Consider the following 15,313-nt stretch of genomic DNA (forward strand, 5'->3'; position numbering starts at 1 on the left):
CCGTCGGCGCGTGCCGCGCCGTACCCCCGTGCGTGAGCGCGCGTCCCGATCTGACTCCCAAGTAGCAAAGGGTTGACGCCCCGAAGCGCTGAGTGCCGTTGTGAGCCTCCTGAGGCCCCCATCCGCATATCGGGAGTCGGACGAGCCTCGTTCAGGGCGGCACATGCGGACTCAGGTACCGGCAAACCCCCATCAGTGTCAGTGGTACCGGTAGAATGAGAGAGAATCCCGCCCCGACTGTGGGGACCGTCCGGGACTAGCTGAGCAACGCTGATCAAGGCTTACCAACGCAACATGCCGCAGCCGCTCCGGCAACCTGCCGACGAGCCCGGCTCGTGCTGTGCCAGAAAGGGCGCTTCGTGGCCGATTCCGGCAACCCCAACGAGAACAACCCGTCCACCGACACCGGCGTGAACGACGCGGTGAGCACCTCGCACGGCGATGCTTCCGCGTCGTACGACGCCAGTGCCATCACCGTCCTCGAGGGTCTGGACGCGGTCCGCAAGCGACCCGGTATGTACATCGGTTCAACCGGTGAGCGGGGCCTGCACCACCTGGTGCAGGAGGTCGTGGACAACTCCGTCGACGAGGCACTCGCCGGTCACGCGGACACGATCGACGTCACGATCCTGCCCGACGGCGGTGTCCGCGTCGTCGACAACGGCCGCGGCATCCCGGTGGGCATCGTCCCCTCCGAGGGGAAGCCGGCCGTCGAGGTCGTGCTGACCGTGCTGCACGCGGGCGGCAAGTTCGGCGGCGGCGGCTACGCGGTCTCCGGTGGTCTGCACGGCGTGGGCGTCTCGGTCGTCAACGCCCTCTCCACGAGGGTGGCCGTGGAGGTCAAGACCGACGGCTACCGCTGGACGCAGGAGTACAAGCTGGGCGTCCCCACGGCGTCGCTCGCCCGGCACGAGGCCACCGAGGAGACCGGCACGACGGTCACCTTCTGGGCCGACGGCGACATCTTCGAGACCACCGACTACTCCTTCGAGACGCTCTCCCGGCGCTTCCAGGAGATGGCCTTCCTCAACAAGGGCCTGAAGATCAACCTCACCGACGAGCGCGAGTCGGCGAAGGCGACCGCCGGCGCGGACGAGGCGGGCGAGGACGAGAAGCACGAGGTCAAGAGCGTCTCGTACCACTACGAGGGCGGCATCGTCGACTTCGTGACGTACCTCAACTCCCGCAAGGGAGAGCTGGTGCACCCCACCGTGATCGACCTCGAGGCCGAGGACAAGGACAAGAGCCTGTCCCTCGAGGTCGCGATGCAGTGGAACGGCGGCTACACGGAGGGCGTGTACTCCTTCGCCAACATCATCCACACGCACGAGGGCGGCACGCACGAGGAGGGCTTCCGCGCGGCGCTCACCTCGCTGATCAACAAGTACGCGCGCGACAAGAAGCTGCTGCGCGAGAAGGACGACAACCTCACGGGCGACGACATCCGCGAGGGCCTGACGGCGATCATCTCGGTCAAGCTGGCGGAGCCGCAGTTCGAGGGCCAGACCAAGACGAAGCTGGGCAACACCGAGGTGAAGACCTTCGTCCAGAAGGTCGTCTACGAGCACCTGACGGACTGGCTCGACCGCAACCCCAACGAGGCCGCGGACATCATCCGCAAGGGCATCCAGGCGGCCCACGCGCGCGTGGCGGCCCGCAAGGCGCGCGACCTGACCCGTCGCAAGGGCCTGCTGGAGTCGGCCTCGCTGCCGGGCAAGCTGTCCGACTGCCAGTCGAACGACCCGACCAAGTGCGAGATCTTCATCGTCGAGGGCGACTCCGCCGGCGGCTCCGCCAAGTCCGGCCGGAACCCGCAGTACCAGGCGATCCTCCCGATCCGCGGCAAGATCCTCAACGTCGAGAAGGCGCGCATCGACCGGATCCTGCAGAACCAGGAGATCCAGGCGATGATCTCCGCGTTCGGCACCGGGGTGCACGAGGACTTCGACATCGAGAAGCTCCGCTATCACAAGATCATCCTGATGGCGGACGCCGACGTCGACGGCCAGCACATCAACACCCTGCTGCTGACCTTCCTGTTCCGCTTCATGCGGCCGCTGGTCGAGTCCGGGCACGTGTACCTGTCCCGCCCGCCGCTGTACAAGATCAAGTGGGGCCGGGACGACTTCGAGTACGCGTACTCCGACCGCGAGCGCGACGCGCTGATCGAGATGGGCCGCCAGGCCGGCAAGCGCATCCGCGAGGACTCGGTGCAGCGCTTCAAGGGTCTCGGCGAGATGAACGCCGAGGAGCTGCGCATCACGACCATGGACCAGGAGCACCGCGTGCTCGGCCAGGTCACGCTCGACGACGCCGCGCAGGCCGACGACCTGTTCTCGGTGCTGATGGGCGAGGACGTCGAGGCCCGGCGCGCGTTCATCCAGCGCAACGCCAAGGACGTCCGCTTCCTCGACATCTGAGTCGGTCTCAGCTGACCGCACCAGGAAGGATCTTCACCAGCAATGACCGACGAGAACACTCCTGTGACCACGCCCGAGGGTGATGCCCTGGCGATGCGTGTCGAGCCCGTCGGGCTCGAGACGGAGATGCAGCGCTCGTACCTCGACTACGCGATGTCCGTCATCGTCTCGCGCGCGCTGCCGGACGTCCGCGACGGCCTCAAGCCCGTGCACCGCCGCGTGCTGTACGCCATGTACGACGGCGGCTACCGCCCCGAGCGCGGCTTCTACAAGTGCGCCCGCGTCGTCGGCGACGTCATGGGCAACTACCACCCGCACGGCGACTCCTCCATCTACGACGCCCTGGTCCGCCTCGCGCAGCCCTGGTCGATGCGGATGCCGCTGGTCGACTCCAACGGCAACTTCGGCTCGCCGGGCAACGACCCGGCCGCGGCCATGCGGTACACCGAGTGCAAGATGGCGCCGCTGTCGATGGAGATGGTCCGCGACATCGACGAGGAGACCGTCGACTTCACGGACAACTACGACGGCCGCTCCCAGGAGCCGACCGTCCTGCCCGCCCGCTTCCCGAACCTGCTGATCAACGGCTCGGCGGGCATCGCGGTCGGCATGGCGACCAACATCCCGCCGCACAACCTGCGCGAGGTCGCGGCCGGCGCCCAGTGGTACCTGGAGAACTACGAGGCCTCGCACGAGGAACTGCTCGACGCGCTGATCGAGCGCATCAAGGGCCCCGACTTCCCGACCGGCGCCCTGGTGGTGGGCCGAAAGGGCATCGAGGAGGCGTACCGCACCGGCCGCGGCTCGATCACCATGCGCGCGGTCGTCGAGGTCGAGGAGATCCAGAACCGCCAGTGCCTGGTGGTCACGGAGCTGCCCTACCAGACCAACCCGGACAACCTGGCGCAGAAGATCGCCGACCTGGTGAAGGACGGGAAGGTCGGCGGCATCGCGGACGTCCGTGACGAGACGTCCTCGCGCACCGGCCAGCGCCTGGTGATCGTGCTCAAGCGGGACGCGGTCGCCAAGGTCGTCCTGAACAACCTGTACAAGCACACCGACCTGCAGTCGAACTTCGGCGCCAACATGCTGGCCCTGGTCGACGGCGTGCCGCGCACCCTGTCCCTGGACGCGTTCATCCGCCACTGGGTGAACCACCAGATCGAGGTCATCGTCCGCCGTACGCGGTTCAGGCTGCGCAAGGCGGAGGAGCGGGCGCACATCCTGCGCGGCCTGCTCAAGGCCCTGGACGCCATCGACGAGGTGATCGCGCTCATCCGGCGCAGTGACACCGTCGAGATCGCGCGCGGCGGCCTGATGGACCTCCTGGAGATCGACGAGATCCAGGCCAACGCCATCCTGGAGATGCAGCTGCGCCGCCTGGCGGCCCTGGAGCGGCAGAAGATCGTCCGGGAGCACGACGAGCTCCAGGCGAAGATCACCGAGTACAACGAGATCCTCGCCTCCCCGGTCCGCCAGCGCGGCATCGTCAGCGAGGAGCTGACCGCGCTCGTCGAGAAGTACGGCGACGACCGCAAGACCAAGCTGATCCCGTACGAGGGCGACATGTCCATCGAGGACCTGATCGCCGAGGAGGACATCGTCGTCACGGTCACGCGTGGCGGCTACATCAAGCGCACCAAGACCGACGACTACCGGGCGCAGAAGCGCGGCGGCAAGGGCGTGCGCGGCACGAAGCTCAAGGAAGACGACATCGTCAACCACTTCTTCGTGTCCACCACGCACCACTGGCTGCTGTTCTTCACCAACAAGGGCCGCGTCTACCGCGCCAAGGCCTACGAGCTGCCCGACGCCGGCCGGGACGCGCGCGGCCAGCACGTGGCGAACCTGCTGGCCTTCCAGCCGGACGAGACGATCGCCCAGATCCGTGCGATCCGCGACTACGAGGCGGTGCCCTACCTGGTCCTGGCCACGAAGGCCGGCCTGGTGAAGAAGACGCCGCTGAAGGACTACGACTCGCCGCGTTCGGGCGGTGTCATCGCGATCAACCTGCGGGAACAGGCGGACGGAAGCGACGACGAACTGATCGGCGCCGAACTGGTCTCCGCCGAGGACGATCTGCTGCTGATCAGCAAGAAGGCGCAGTCGATCAGGTTCACCGCGTCGGACGACACACTGCGTCCGATGGGGCGTGCCACCTCGGGCGTCAAGGGCATGAGTTTCCGCGAAGGGGACGAGCTGCTCTCGATGAATGTTGTTCGAGCCGGTACGTTCGTGTTCACTGCCACCGACGGCGGTTACGCGAAGCGGACCTCCGTCGACGAGTACCGCGTCCAGGGTCGCGGCGGCCTCGGCATCAAGGCCGCCAAGATCGTCGAGGACCGCGGGTCGCTCGTGGGCGCGCTGGTGGTCGAGGAGCACGACGAGATCCTCGCCATCACGCTCTCGGGCGGTGTGATTCGTACGCGAGTCAACGGGGTCAGGGAGACCGGCCGTGACACCATGGGCGTTCAACTGATCAATCTGGGCAAGCGCGATGCCGTCGTCGGCATCGCACGCAACGCCGAGGCGGGACGCGAGGCGGAGGAGGTCGACGGCGATGTGGCCGTCGACGAGACCGCCGAGGGTGCCGCGACCACCGGCACGGACGAGGGCGAGGCGCCCTCGGCCGAGTAGCACGAGGAGAGAGTCATCGTGAGCGGAGCCACGGGCGCCGGATCGGCCGGTACCCCCTCGGGTACGGAAACGGGCGGCGGCGGCCGTGGCTCAGCCGCGCGTGCGACGGATTCGCACACGACTCAACTGCGCAAGATCGACGACGGAGCGACCGACTCGCACTCGGGGAGCTCGTCCTCAACGCATGGATCCCAGGGGGGAACTGTGACGGACACCCGAGGCCAGCGGACTCAGCAGGCGGCCTCGCCGCTGCCGGGAGAGCGGCAGCCCCAGCAGCCCGGCGGGCCCTACCACCCGCCGCAGGCCTACCAGACCCAGGGCGGCAACCAGACCCAGGGCGGCAACGCGTCCGCCGTGCGCCGCCCGCGCACCGGCGCCCGCACCACGCCCCGCGTCCGCAAGGCGCGCCTGCGCGTGTCGAAGGCGGACCCGTGGTCGGTGATGAAGGTCAGCTTCCTGCTCTCCATCGCGCTGGGCATCTGCACCATCGTCGCCTCCGCCGTGCTGTGGATGGTCATGGACGCCATGGGCGTCTTCTCGACGGTCGGCGGCACGATCTCCGAGGCCACCGGCTCCAACGAGTCCAACGGCTTCGACCTGCAGTCCTTCCTGTCGCTGCCCAACGTGCTGATGTTCACCACGATCATCGCGGTCATCGACGTCGTCCTCGCGACGGCCCTGGCCACGCTGGGCGCGTTCATCTACAACCTGTCGGCCGGCTTCGTCGGCGGTGTGGAGCTGACGCTCGCCGAGGACGAGTGATCCGTGAGCCGTCCCGGCCCCCGGTCCGCGCGACAACCGATTTTGGGACTGCCCGCCTCGTGCGCTAATCTTCAGGAGTCAGCGCGCGGGACATACACCGCAGAGCGCGGCGGGGCTATAGCTCAGTTGGTTAGAGCGCATCCCTGATAAGGATGAGGCCACAGGTTCAAATCCTGTTAGCCCCACCAGCACGAAGACCCCCAGTCGGCAACGGCTGGGGGTCTTTGACATCCATGGCTGACATCAGCCGATGAGTGGATCTTCCAGGAGTTCGGCGAGCATGCCCACCGCTTAGCGCTCACTGTCGCCCACGACGTGCGTGTACACGTCCATGGTCGTGCTGATCTGACTGTGTCGGAGGATCGCCTGAGCTCCGGGCGCCGCTCCTGCCTTCGGCCCGCTCCGCCCGCGCTGCGCCGACGCGCGCCCACAGGTGGGTAGGGCCGGTAGCCACGAGTCGATCACCGCATAGAGCGGCCCGCGGTCAAGGCAATGCCTTCGGCGGGGGGTCGACGGCGGACGGGATGGGAGTCGGGGAGGGTTGTGGTTCAGCGGACGCCGCTGACGTCGGCGCTTCAGTTCTCGGACGAGTCTGCTTCGGCGTGTTCGGCAAAGACCTCGCGTGCCACGGCGTAGCTGTCAAACGCGCGAGCGACACCCGCGTAGACGGCCATCTGGATGAAGGCTTCGACGATCTCCTCTTTGGTCACGCCATTGTGCAGAGCGATACGCAGCTGGCCCCGGAGCGGCTCGAGGATGCCCAGGCTCGCCGTAATGGTGACCGAGATGAGTGCGCGGGTGCGGAGGTCGAGATGCTCGCTGCGAGTCCATGCGTCATTGAAGGCGTGTTCGGTCGCGATCCGTGTGAAGTCGTAGGCGTTGTCAGGTTCCGTCGGCCTGGGATCGACGTACGGCGCCAGGCTGAAACCAAGGATCTTCTCGGCGTTGTTCAGAGCACGCGTGTAGTCAGCGTCGTGTTCCGTCATGGCGTCATTCTGCGCGCTGCCGACCCAAGGGCATTGGACCGGCACGACGCTCGAATCAGTCCACTATGTTGGGTTTGTCTAGAGCGCCCCTTTTCGCCGATGCCAGTACCTGACACCAACAAGGCTGGACAGCAACAGACACCGCCGAACCTCGACGGACGGCTAGTCAAGGCGGGAGACGAGTTGGCCGACGTTCAGGGGCGCCATGATCGACCTGATGAGGATGAGGCCACAGGTTCACATCCTGTTAGCCCCACCAGCACGAAGACCCCTTGGCATCCATGGCTGACGTCAACCGATGCGTGGGTCCTGGGAGGCACCTTCAGGTCCTTGCCGACCTTGGGCATGCCGAACAGGAGAGCGACGTGCCGCGTGAGCGCCGGCCTTCTCCCGGGGCAGGGCCGCCATGAACGTCCGGATCTGAGCCGGGTGAGCTTGACCAGCGGTTTCTTGCCGAGAGCTGGGGGAGCGGTGGGTGGTGCAGGACTTCGGCCGCGCCGTTGAAATAGCGACGCATGTACGCTCGGCTGTGATCAGTCATCTCTTGGCTTGGGGGAAGTACCGATGACGAAGGGCCCGTTCGTCGCCATGGCCGGCGCTACCGCAGCGCTTGGGACCGCACTTGGATCGCTCGCGCTCCAGCTTCGCGCAGACGGTTACGAGCAGTACGTCGAATCCGTCGCCACCTTCAGCATCCTGATGTTCGTCACCTCGGCCCTCACCGTGGTGACCTGGGTCCGTGACGGTCGGCCGCACACGAACTGAAGTGCGTCGGCGAGTCCGGCAAGGGTGTCCCTCTGCCTGGCATCGACGCCGTCGATCGGTGGAGTCACCCGATCGACCCGGTAAGGATGAGGCCACAGGTTCACATCCTGTGAGTCCCATCAGCACCAAGACCCCCGGCCGGTACGGCTGGGGGTCTTCGCGTTCGCCGTCGGGCGCCGCGGTGGGACGAGTCCAGGAAAAGACCCGACCGCTGGCGACGGGGGATGCGCCAGCGGTCGGGCTGTGGCCAAGGCTAACAAGGCCGGGTGTCCAGTGGGTGCCGACTGGTCGGTCGGGTACCGGAGATGTGACAGGGATCACGTGTGGGGCGGGGAGTGCCTCACTGGTGGCACGGTGGCTCGTAGTCCAGGCGTGGCAGGTACTCGTGCCACTTCTCCTCGGTCAGCACACCCCGGGTGGCCGAGCAGATGCGGTCGATGGCGTCGTCCACGCCCAGGCTCCACAGCCGGACCGTGTCCGTGCCGCTGGACACCCCGAGCATGTGGCTCACGGGGCTGAAGGACAGGAAGTTGCCCGTCTTGGCGTTGGGACTCATCGCCCGGCCGATGGGGGCCGCCTCGGCGGGGTCGGTGACGCTCCAGAGCCGGACCGTGTTGTCGTTGGCGCCGCTGGCCAGGGTGTCGCCGTCCTGGCTGAACGTCAGCGACACCACCGAGTCGGTGTGTCCGGCGAGCGTGGTCCCGCCTCCGGACCCTTCGCCCGGCTCGGTGACGTCCCAGAGCCGGACCGTGCCGTCGTCGCTGCCGCTGGCCAGGGTGTGGCCGTCGGGGCTGTAGGCGAGGACGTTGACGGGCCCGAGGTGCCCGGTACGGGCCGCGCCGAGGCGGGTGGCGTGCGCGGGGTCGGTGACGTCCCAGAGGCGTACGGCGTCGTCGGCACCGCCACTGGCCAGGGTGCGGCCGTCCGGGCTGAACGCGAGCGTGTTCACGTATCCCGAGTGGCCGGCGAGCGGTTTGCCCAGGCGACGGGGGCGGGACGGGTCGTCGGCGTTCCACAACTGGATGGTGCGGTCGTCGTGGGCCGTGGCCAGGGTGCGGCCGTCCGGGCTGAACGCCAGCGTGTCGGGGCCCGCGTAGCGGGTGCTCAGCGCCACGGGCGGCCCGTGGGCGGTGGGCCCGGCCGGGTCCGTGACGTCCCACAGTTGCAGCGCGCGGCCCCCCACGAGGACCGCGAGCGTCCCGCCGTCCGGCGAGAACACCAACGACCGTATGTCACCGTCCCCCGGCTCGAAGGGGGCGCTCAGGGAGACGGGCCGGCCGGGGTCCGTCACGTCCCAGAGCCGGACCCGGCCGTCGCGGGCCGCCGTGGCCAGTACGTGCCCGTCCGGACGGAAGGCCCCGATGCGGCCGATCATGTCCGACGTCGGCAGCGACCACAGGCGGACCTTGCTGTCGCCGCTGCCGGTGGCGAGGGTGTGGCCGTCGGGGCTGAAGCCGAGCGCGTACATCTCACCGCTGCCTCCGGCCAGGGGCACGCCGACCTGCGAGGGGTAGGCCGGGTCGCTGACGTTCCACAGGCTCGCCGTACTGTCCGCGCTGCTCACCGCGAGCATGGCGCCGTCGGGGCTGAACGCCACCGCCCAGACGGGACCGCTGTGGCCGGTCAGCGGTGCGCCGACGGGCTTCGCCCCGGCGGGGTCGGTGACGTCCCAGAGCTGGACGGTGTCGTCGGCGCTGCCGCTGGCCAGGGTGTGGCCGTCGGGGCTGAAGGCAACGGAGTGCACCAGGCCGCTGTGGCCGGCCAGCGGTGCGCCGGCCGGCTCGGGACGGCGGGGATCGCTCACGTCCCAGAGCCGGACCTTGTCGTCGTCGCCGCCGGACGCGAGCGTGTCGCCGTCGGGGCTGAAGGCCACCGAGCGCACCGCCCCCGTGGAACCGGTCAGGGTGTCGAGCGCCTCGGGGGCGCGTCGGTCGGCCACGTTCCACAGGCGGACGGAGTGGTCGTCGTGGGCGGAGGCCAGGGTGCGGCCGTCCGGGCTGAAGGCGAGCAGGTAGACGGTGCCGCCGTGGCCGTCCAGCGGTGCCCCGAGCGGTCGCGGGCGGCCGGGGTCGGTGACGTCCCAGAGCCGGATCGTGCCGTCGTCCGAGGCACTGGCGAGGGTGCGGCCGTCCGGGCTGAAGACCGCGGTGCTCACCCAGCTGGTGTGTCCGGTGAGGGGCTTGCCCAGCTGCTGGGGACGGCCGGGGTCCGAGACGTCCCAGAGCCGGACGGTCCGGTCGTAGCTGGCCGTCGCCAGGATCCGTCCGTCGGGGCTGAAGGAGGTGAGGTAGACGGCGCCGGTGTGCCCGAGGAGGGGGGTGGCCAGAGGCGCGTTCACGATCGAGATCAGCCGGTTCCTGACGTCCTCGTCGTCCGGCCGCAGGCGGTGGGCCGCCAGATCGAGCTGGGCCGACAGGGACGGATCGGTGTCCTGGACCCGGTCCGCCTCGGCGACCACCTGCTCGAACACGGCGTCGTTGCGCTGCTGCCAGGCGAGCACCGCGGAACCGACGGCCAGGAGGGCCAGGACGACCAGCGCCGACACCGCGGCACGGCTGATCATGACGGTGCGCCTGCGCAGCCTGACCGCGGCGGCCAGGAACTCCACCGCGCTGCGGGTCAGGAAGGTGTCGTCGGCCGACTTGGCCCAGCCGTCGGCCTGCGCCAGCCGGGAGCCCCGGTAGAGCAGCGCGGAGTCGCGGTCCGACTCCTCCCAGGCCAGGCCGTCCTCCTCCAGGCGCTGCCGCAGCAGGTTTCCGGCGCGGTCCTCGTCGATCCAGTCGCGCAGCCGGGGCCAGGCGTGCAGAAGCGCCTCGTGGGTGATCTCCACGGTGTCCGCGTCGAGCGTCACCAGCCGGGCCCGCACCAGCGCCTCGAGGGACTCCTCGGTCTTGTCCGGGTCCCTCGCCTCCTCGGCCAGCCGGCGCCGGGTACTGCGCCTGCGGGTGGCCTGCGTGTCCTCGCTCAGCCGGATCAGCCTGAGCAGCAGCAGCCGCGCGGCCGTGCGGGCCGCCGGGTCCAGACCGGACCAGGCCCGCTCGGCGGTCGCGGCCACCGCGCCCTGGATGCCGCCGGCCGCGCGGTACCCGGCCAGGGTCAGCCGGCCCGCCTTGCGCCGCTGCCAGGTGGCGAGCAGGGCGTGGGACAGGAGCGGCAGCACGCCCGCGTCGTGCTCGCCCACGGCCCGAAAGGCGTGGGAGTCGCAGCCACCGCGCGGGCCGTCGGTGCTCACCTCGCGGATGATCAGCTCGGCGAGGCCCGGTTCCAGCTCCATGCCGACCGCCCTGGCGGGGGCGGTCACCGCCTCGCGCAGCTCCGCCGTGGTCAGCGGCCCGAGCACCATGTGCCGGTGCTGCAGCGCGTCGGCCAGCTCGGGGTACCGCAGGCACCGGTCGTAGAAGTCGGCGCGTACGCCCAGGGTCACCAGCACCGGCGGCGGGTCCCCGTGCGCGCCGGGCAGGCAGGCGGCCTGGAGCAGCTGGATGAACACGCGCCGGTCCGCCTCGTCGGCGCAGAGCGTGAACAGCTCCTCGAACTGGTCCACGATGACGACCGGCCGGGCAGCGGCGGGGTCGTCGGGGCCGCCTGCGTGGTCTTCCCGGCCGTCGGGGGGTGCCGTGCCCGGCGGGCGCGTCCGGATCGCCCGGGCGGTCGGGTTCGCCTGCCCCGGCGGGCCGTCTGGGCGGGTCTCACCGTCCGAGGGCGTCCTGCCGAGCTGTCGCGCCGGGCTGGCCGGGCCGTCCTGGGCACCGAGGTCGGCTTTCCGAGCCCGATCGCTGAGACCGGCCTGCCTGTCCTGTGCGTCCTGGACGGTCTGCCCGTCCTGGCCGACTTGCCCGTCCTGGCCGGCCTCGCCGTACGGGTCTGCCCTGCCGTCCCCGTCTGGCCGCCTCGCGGGGGCGATCGGGGCGTGCCGAATCTCCCGGCCGGTCTGGCCGCTCCGGCCGCTCTGGTCCGTTTGGCCTCCCTGACCTCCCTGACCTCCCCGGTTTTCCTGGCCCTGGCCCTCTCGTCCTGTTTGTTCCGTTTGATCGACCTGGCCCGTGTTGCCCGGCTGGTCGTCCGCGTCGGCCCTGTCGCCCCCGTCCGCCTGCCCCGCTGGGGCGACCGGGTCGGTCCGGTCGCCCGGGTCCGGCCCGACCGCCTGGCTCACCCGGGCCGTCCGCCCGGTCTCGCCGTTCCGGCATGCCGAGATGTCCGGGCCGCTCGGGCTCGTTGAGCCGTCCCGGTCTGTTCGGCCTGTCTTGCCTGCCTCGTCAGCCCGCTCTGTCTGGTCGTCCTGTCGTGCCCGATCGGCCCCGGCTGCCTGGTTGGTCCGTCTTCCGGGGTCGGCAGGGTCGGCAGGGCCAGGCCGGTGCCTGTCCGGCCCGTTCTGCCCGTGCAGTCCGTGCCGTCTGCCCGGACCGTCCTGACTTTCCGGCCCGTTTTGCCCGGCAAAGCCCTTACGTCCGCCCCTGCTCTCCCGCCCCTCCCGCCCCTCCTGCCCGGACGGGGCTTCCGTGGATGCTGCCCAGGCCGCGAAGGCTGCTCTGACGGCGTCCTCGGTCTCCGGGTCGCCCGGGTTCCAGGTCCCGGGGGAACCCGGGTCCCGGCCCGCCGTTTCCCGTATGGCGACGACGACGGGCGCGAGCTGCGGTACCAGGCGGGTCAGTTCGCCGAGCGGGTCGGCCCCCGGCACGAGCTGGAGCACCCTTCTGGGCGGACCGCACCCGGCGTCCCGCGAGCCGGCGCGCAGGGCGGGCACCAGGCCGGCGTTCAAAAGGGAGGACTTCCCTGCCCCGGAGGCGCCGACCAGCATGACCAGACCGCCGGTGTCCCGCGTGGCGTCGAGCTGGGCGAGCAGGGCCCGCGTGCTCCGCTCCCGCCCGAAGAACCAGTCGGCGTCCTGCCGGCGGTAGGCGGCCAGGCCCCGGTAGGGGCAGACCCCGCCGAGGGCCGCCGGAGCCTCGGCGGGGGTCTGCTCCTCCACCGCGGCCGCCCCGGGGCGTTCACCGCTCGGGTCGGCCAGCGCCCGCTCCCACAGGCGCTGCCACTGGACCAGGTCGTACAGACCGGCGGAGACCGGTACGGGCCGTGCGCGCCGGGCCTGGGGTATGAGGACGTGCAGGACGGCCGCGAGGGCGGGGAACTGGGCCGGCACGTTCTTGGCCCGCCGCCAGTCGCTGATCCGCTGGGCGGAGACCCGCACCGGACGCCCTCGTTCGTCGACGCGCTGGAGCCGGACGACGGCCTCGGACACACGTTTGAGGGGAGGGTTGCCGGCCTCCCTGTACAGCAGTGCGAGGCGTTCTGCGAAGGCCGTGCGTGCCCCTGAGTCGAAACTCAAGGCCTCCACTCCTTACTTCCCCCGCACCTGGACGTCCGGACCGGAAAACTCACTCTATACGGCTGACCTGCGGCTACAGCAGTTTCCGGGTTCCGGAGCCTCCTCCGCGGCTACCTCGGGTGGCAGGATCGCGTCGCAGTGGCGAGGCGGCCCCGCGGCACCCGGACAGGTCAGCGGCTCAGCACTCGGAGAGCCACCCCATGGGGCCGCATGTTCTCGGTCAGCTTTCGGTGGCCCGTCCCTCCGAGCCCGTCCGGTACCGCACGCGAAAACGGCGCCGGCATGGTTTGGCACCGGTCCCCACGAGGGGAGGGACCGGGGCCAAACCATGCCGACGCGCACATGTGAACGGGCGGCGGCAGCCGCCGTCGGTCAGTCCCCGGTGGGCGAGCCGGTGGACGACCCGCGGGCGGGCGGGACCAGCAGGTCGCGCTCCGGGTGCTTCTCGCCGGTGACGCGGCCCCGGATGCCGAGATCCGCCCTGGCCGCCTCGTGGAACGCGTTGACGGCGCGGAACGCGGCCCGGTGCCGCTCCCGCCACTCCTCCAGGCTGCCGTCGACCCGGCCGGTCGCCTGCCAGTCGATCTCGGCGAGCACCACGTTCAGCTCGTGCCCGGACTCGATGGCGTCGTCCCCGCCGAGCAGCATGACCCGCTCGAAGGCCGCCCCCCAGCGGAGGCTCGCCTGCGCGAGGTCGTCGCGGAGGTCCTCCTCGGGGCGGTGGGTCTCGCGCAGTCCCTCCCGCGCCTCGTACAGCGGCACGGACGCGGCGATCCGCAGTTTGGCGGCGTCCACGTACTCCCCGTAGGCGTCGACCTTCTTGTCGTCCCACCGCGTCAGCAGCTGGTTGCGGTTGCGGCTCCGCTCCATCAGGTAATTCGTGGCGTGTGTGGTCAGCGCGCCGACCAGCACGGCCGCGATCGTCACGAGTTGCTCGCCGGTCCCCAAGCCGTCCCCCCTCGGTCGCAACTCCGCACTCGGCACTCCGCAGGCCGGCGCGGGCCGACGCGGGACGTCAGTGCCGTCGAGGCCACCGCGGTGGCGCGGCGGAATGTGGGATTGCCGGACGATCTTACGAGGGCCGGGGCGGGCGGGCCAACCGGAGGGCCGGTCAACAAGCCTGCGTGCGGCGCGGGTTCAGTACGCCGATCCGTGGGCAGTCAGGTCGTGAAGGCTCCGAAACCGACCGCCGCTGGAGTGCGCATGAGGATCTCCGTCGACCCCGAGCAGTGTTACGGCTCCGGAGACTGCGTCCACCGGGCCCCGTCCGTCTTCACCCAGGTGGGCGGCCTCGGCGCCGTCATACCCGGCCGGGAGCACGACGTCGACGCCCCGCGGGTGCGCGAGGCGGCCGAAGGGTGTCCGTCCGCCGCGATCACCATCGCCCGCACGGAAGCGGAAGAGGTCCGGGGCTGAGTACGCGGGGCGAACCGGGCGCCGTCGCCGAGGCCCTGGTCGGACTCGCGACGCGGTACGTGCGCAACGGCCCCGGCACCCTCGGGAAGGCGGCCCTCGCGACGCGCTGGCTCAACGCCCACCTGCGCGAGCACCCCCGCCGGGCCGTCGTCGAGCTGCCTTCGGGCGGACGCTTCGCCGTGGACACGCAGGACCTCATCCAGCGGTACCTGTACCTCTTCGGTGCCTGGGAGCCGCACCTGACCGGCTGGCTGCGGCGCCGGCTGCGGCCGGGGGACGGCTTCGTCGACGTCGGGGCGAACATCGGCGTCTTCAGCGTCCTGGCGGCCCGGCTGGTCGGCGAGTCGGGCCGGGTCGTCGCGATCGAGGCCTCCGCGGACGTCCACCGGCGCCTGGTGGGGAACGCCCGGCTCAACGGCCTCGGGAACATCCGCGCGCTCAACGCCGCCGTCTCGGACCGCACCAGGACCCTGACCTTCGCGCTCGCCAGCTCGCGGAACACGGGGGCGAACAGCATCGTCCCGTACGACGGCCCGGTGGAGTCGAGCTTCCGGACCGAGGCCCGGCCGCTGCCGGACCTCCTCGACACGGCGGAGATCGCGACCGTCCGGGTGATCAAGATCGACGTCGAGGGTGCCGAGGGGAGTGTCGTGCGCGGTCTCGCGCCGATGCTGGGGGCTCTGCGGCCCGACGCGGAGATCGCGGTCGAGGTGGCACCGGAGCGCATGGCCCGGCTCGGGGACCGGGTCGACGACCTGCTGGCGGTGATGCGGGACGCCGGGTTCCACGGCTACCGGCTGCCCAACGACTACGCGCCCGGGAGCTATCCCCCGGCGCTGAGCGGTGCGCCCCGGGCGCCGGTGCGGCTGCGCGGGCCGGTGACCGGGGAGAGCGACCTGGTCTTCTCGCGGGTGGACGCGGAACGGCTGCCCTGACCGCTGGGTGTTCCGGCCGTCGGGTGCTCCCGCCCTTGGATGCTCACGCCTCGGTGTTCCCGCTGT

At 70.5% G+C, this 15,313-nt stretch carries 9 protein-coding genes and 1 tRNA gene; 7 read left to right on the plus strand and 3 right to left on the minus strand.

What is annotated here, in order from left to right; genetic code table 11:
- Positions 1-359: 359 nt before the first annotated feature.
- The 4 genes from gyrB to R2E43_RS19070 all read left to right on the plus strand — a co-directional run bounded on the left by gyrB (position 360) and on the right by R2E43_RS19070 (position 6,007).
- A complete protein-coding gene (gene gyrB, locus R2E43_RS19055; RefSeq protein ID WP_011029285.1) occupies positions 360-2,420 on the plus strand; it encodes a DNA topoisomerase (ATP-hydrolyzing) subunit B in 2,061 nt (686 codons plus the stop codon).
- 42 nt (positions 2,421-2,462) lie between these two features.
- Entirely contained in the window at positions 2,463-5,057 is a 2,595-nt protein-coding gene (gene gyrA, locus R2E43_RS19060; RefSeq protein ID WP_016326690.1) for a DNA gyrase subunit A, read from the plus strand.
- 18 nt (positions 5,058-5,075) lie between these two features.
- A complete protein-coding gene (locus R2E43_RS19065) occupies positions 5,076-5,819 on the plus strand; it encodes a DUF3566 domain-containing protein (RefSeq protein ID WP_016326689.1) in 744 nt (247 codons plus the stop codon).
- Between the two features lie 111 nt (positions 5,820-5,930).
- Positions 5,931-6,007 (plus strand) — tRNA-Ile (locus tag R2E43_RS19070).
- Between the two features lie 387 nt (positions 6,008-6,394).
- On the opposite strand, the gene R2E43_RS19075 is transcribed toward R2E43_RS19070, so the two are convergent.
- Positions 6,395-6,805, minus strand: a complete 411-nt coding sequence (locus R2E43_RS19075) for a carboxymuconolactone decarboxylase family protein (protein ID WP_003975062.1) — start codon at positions 6,803-6,805, stop codon at positions 6,395-6,397.
- Positions 6,806-7,369: 564 nt separating this feature from the next.
- On the opposite strand from R2E43_RS19075, the gene R2E43_RS19080 reads away from it, so the two are divergent.
- Positions 7,370-7,570 (plus strand): SCO3870 family protein, encoded by a 201-nt coding sequence (locus R2E43_RS19080; RefSeq protein ID WP_003975063.1) that lies wholly within the window; start codon positions 7,370-7,372, stop codon positions 7,568-7,570.
- Between the two features lie 340 nt (positions 7,571-7,910).
- On the opposite strand, the gene R2E43_RS19085 is transcribed toward R2E43_RS19080, so the two are convergent.
- Positions 7,911-12,905: an nSTAND1 domain-containing NTPase gene (locus R2E43_RS19085; protein WP_332056395.1), complete on the minus strand. Its 4,995-nt coding sequence runs from the start codon at positions 12,903-12,905 to the stop codon at positions 7,911-7,913.
- Positions 12,906-13,268: 363 nt separating this feature from the next.
- Positions 13,269-13,823, minus strand: a complete 555-nt coding sequence (locus tag R2E43_RS19090) for a hypothetical protein (RefSeq protein ID WP_332057123.1) — start codon at positions 13,821-13,823, stop codon at positions 13,269-13,271.
- A 276-nt stretch (positions 13,824-14,099) separates the two neighbouring features.
- On the opposite strand from R2E43_RS19090, the gene R2E43_RS19095 reads away from it, so the two are divergent.
- Both R2E43_RS19095 and R2E43_RS19100 read left to right on the plus strand, forming a co-directional pair.
- Positions 14,100-14,312, plus strand: a complete 213-nt coding sequence (locus tag R2E43_RS19095) for a ferredoxin (protein ID WP_003975067.1) — start codon at positions 14,100-14,102, stop codon at positions 14,310-14,312.
- Between the two features lie 59 nt (positions 14,313-14,371).
- On the plus strand, positions 14,372-15,247 hold the full coding sequence (locus R2E43_RS19100) for an FkbM family methyltransferase (protein ID WP_011029280.1): 876 nt from the start codon (positions 14,372-14,374) through the stop codon (positions 15,245-15,247).
- Positions 15,248-15,313: the final 66 nt, after the last annotated feature.

The organism is Streptomyces violaceoruber (assembly GCF_033406955.1).
In the GTDB taxonomy this organism is placed as follows: domain Bacteria; phylum Actinomycetota; class Actinomycetes; order Streptomycetales; family Streptomycetaceae; genus Streptomyces; species Streptomyces violaceoruber.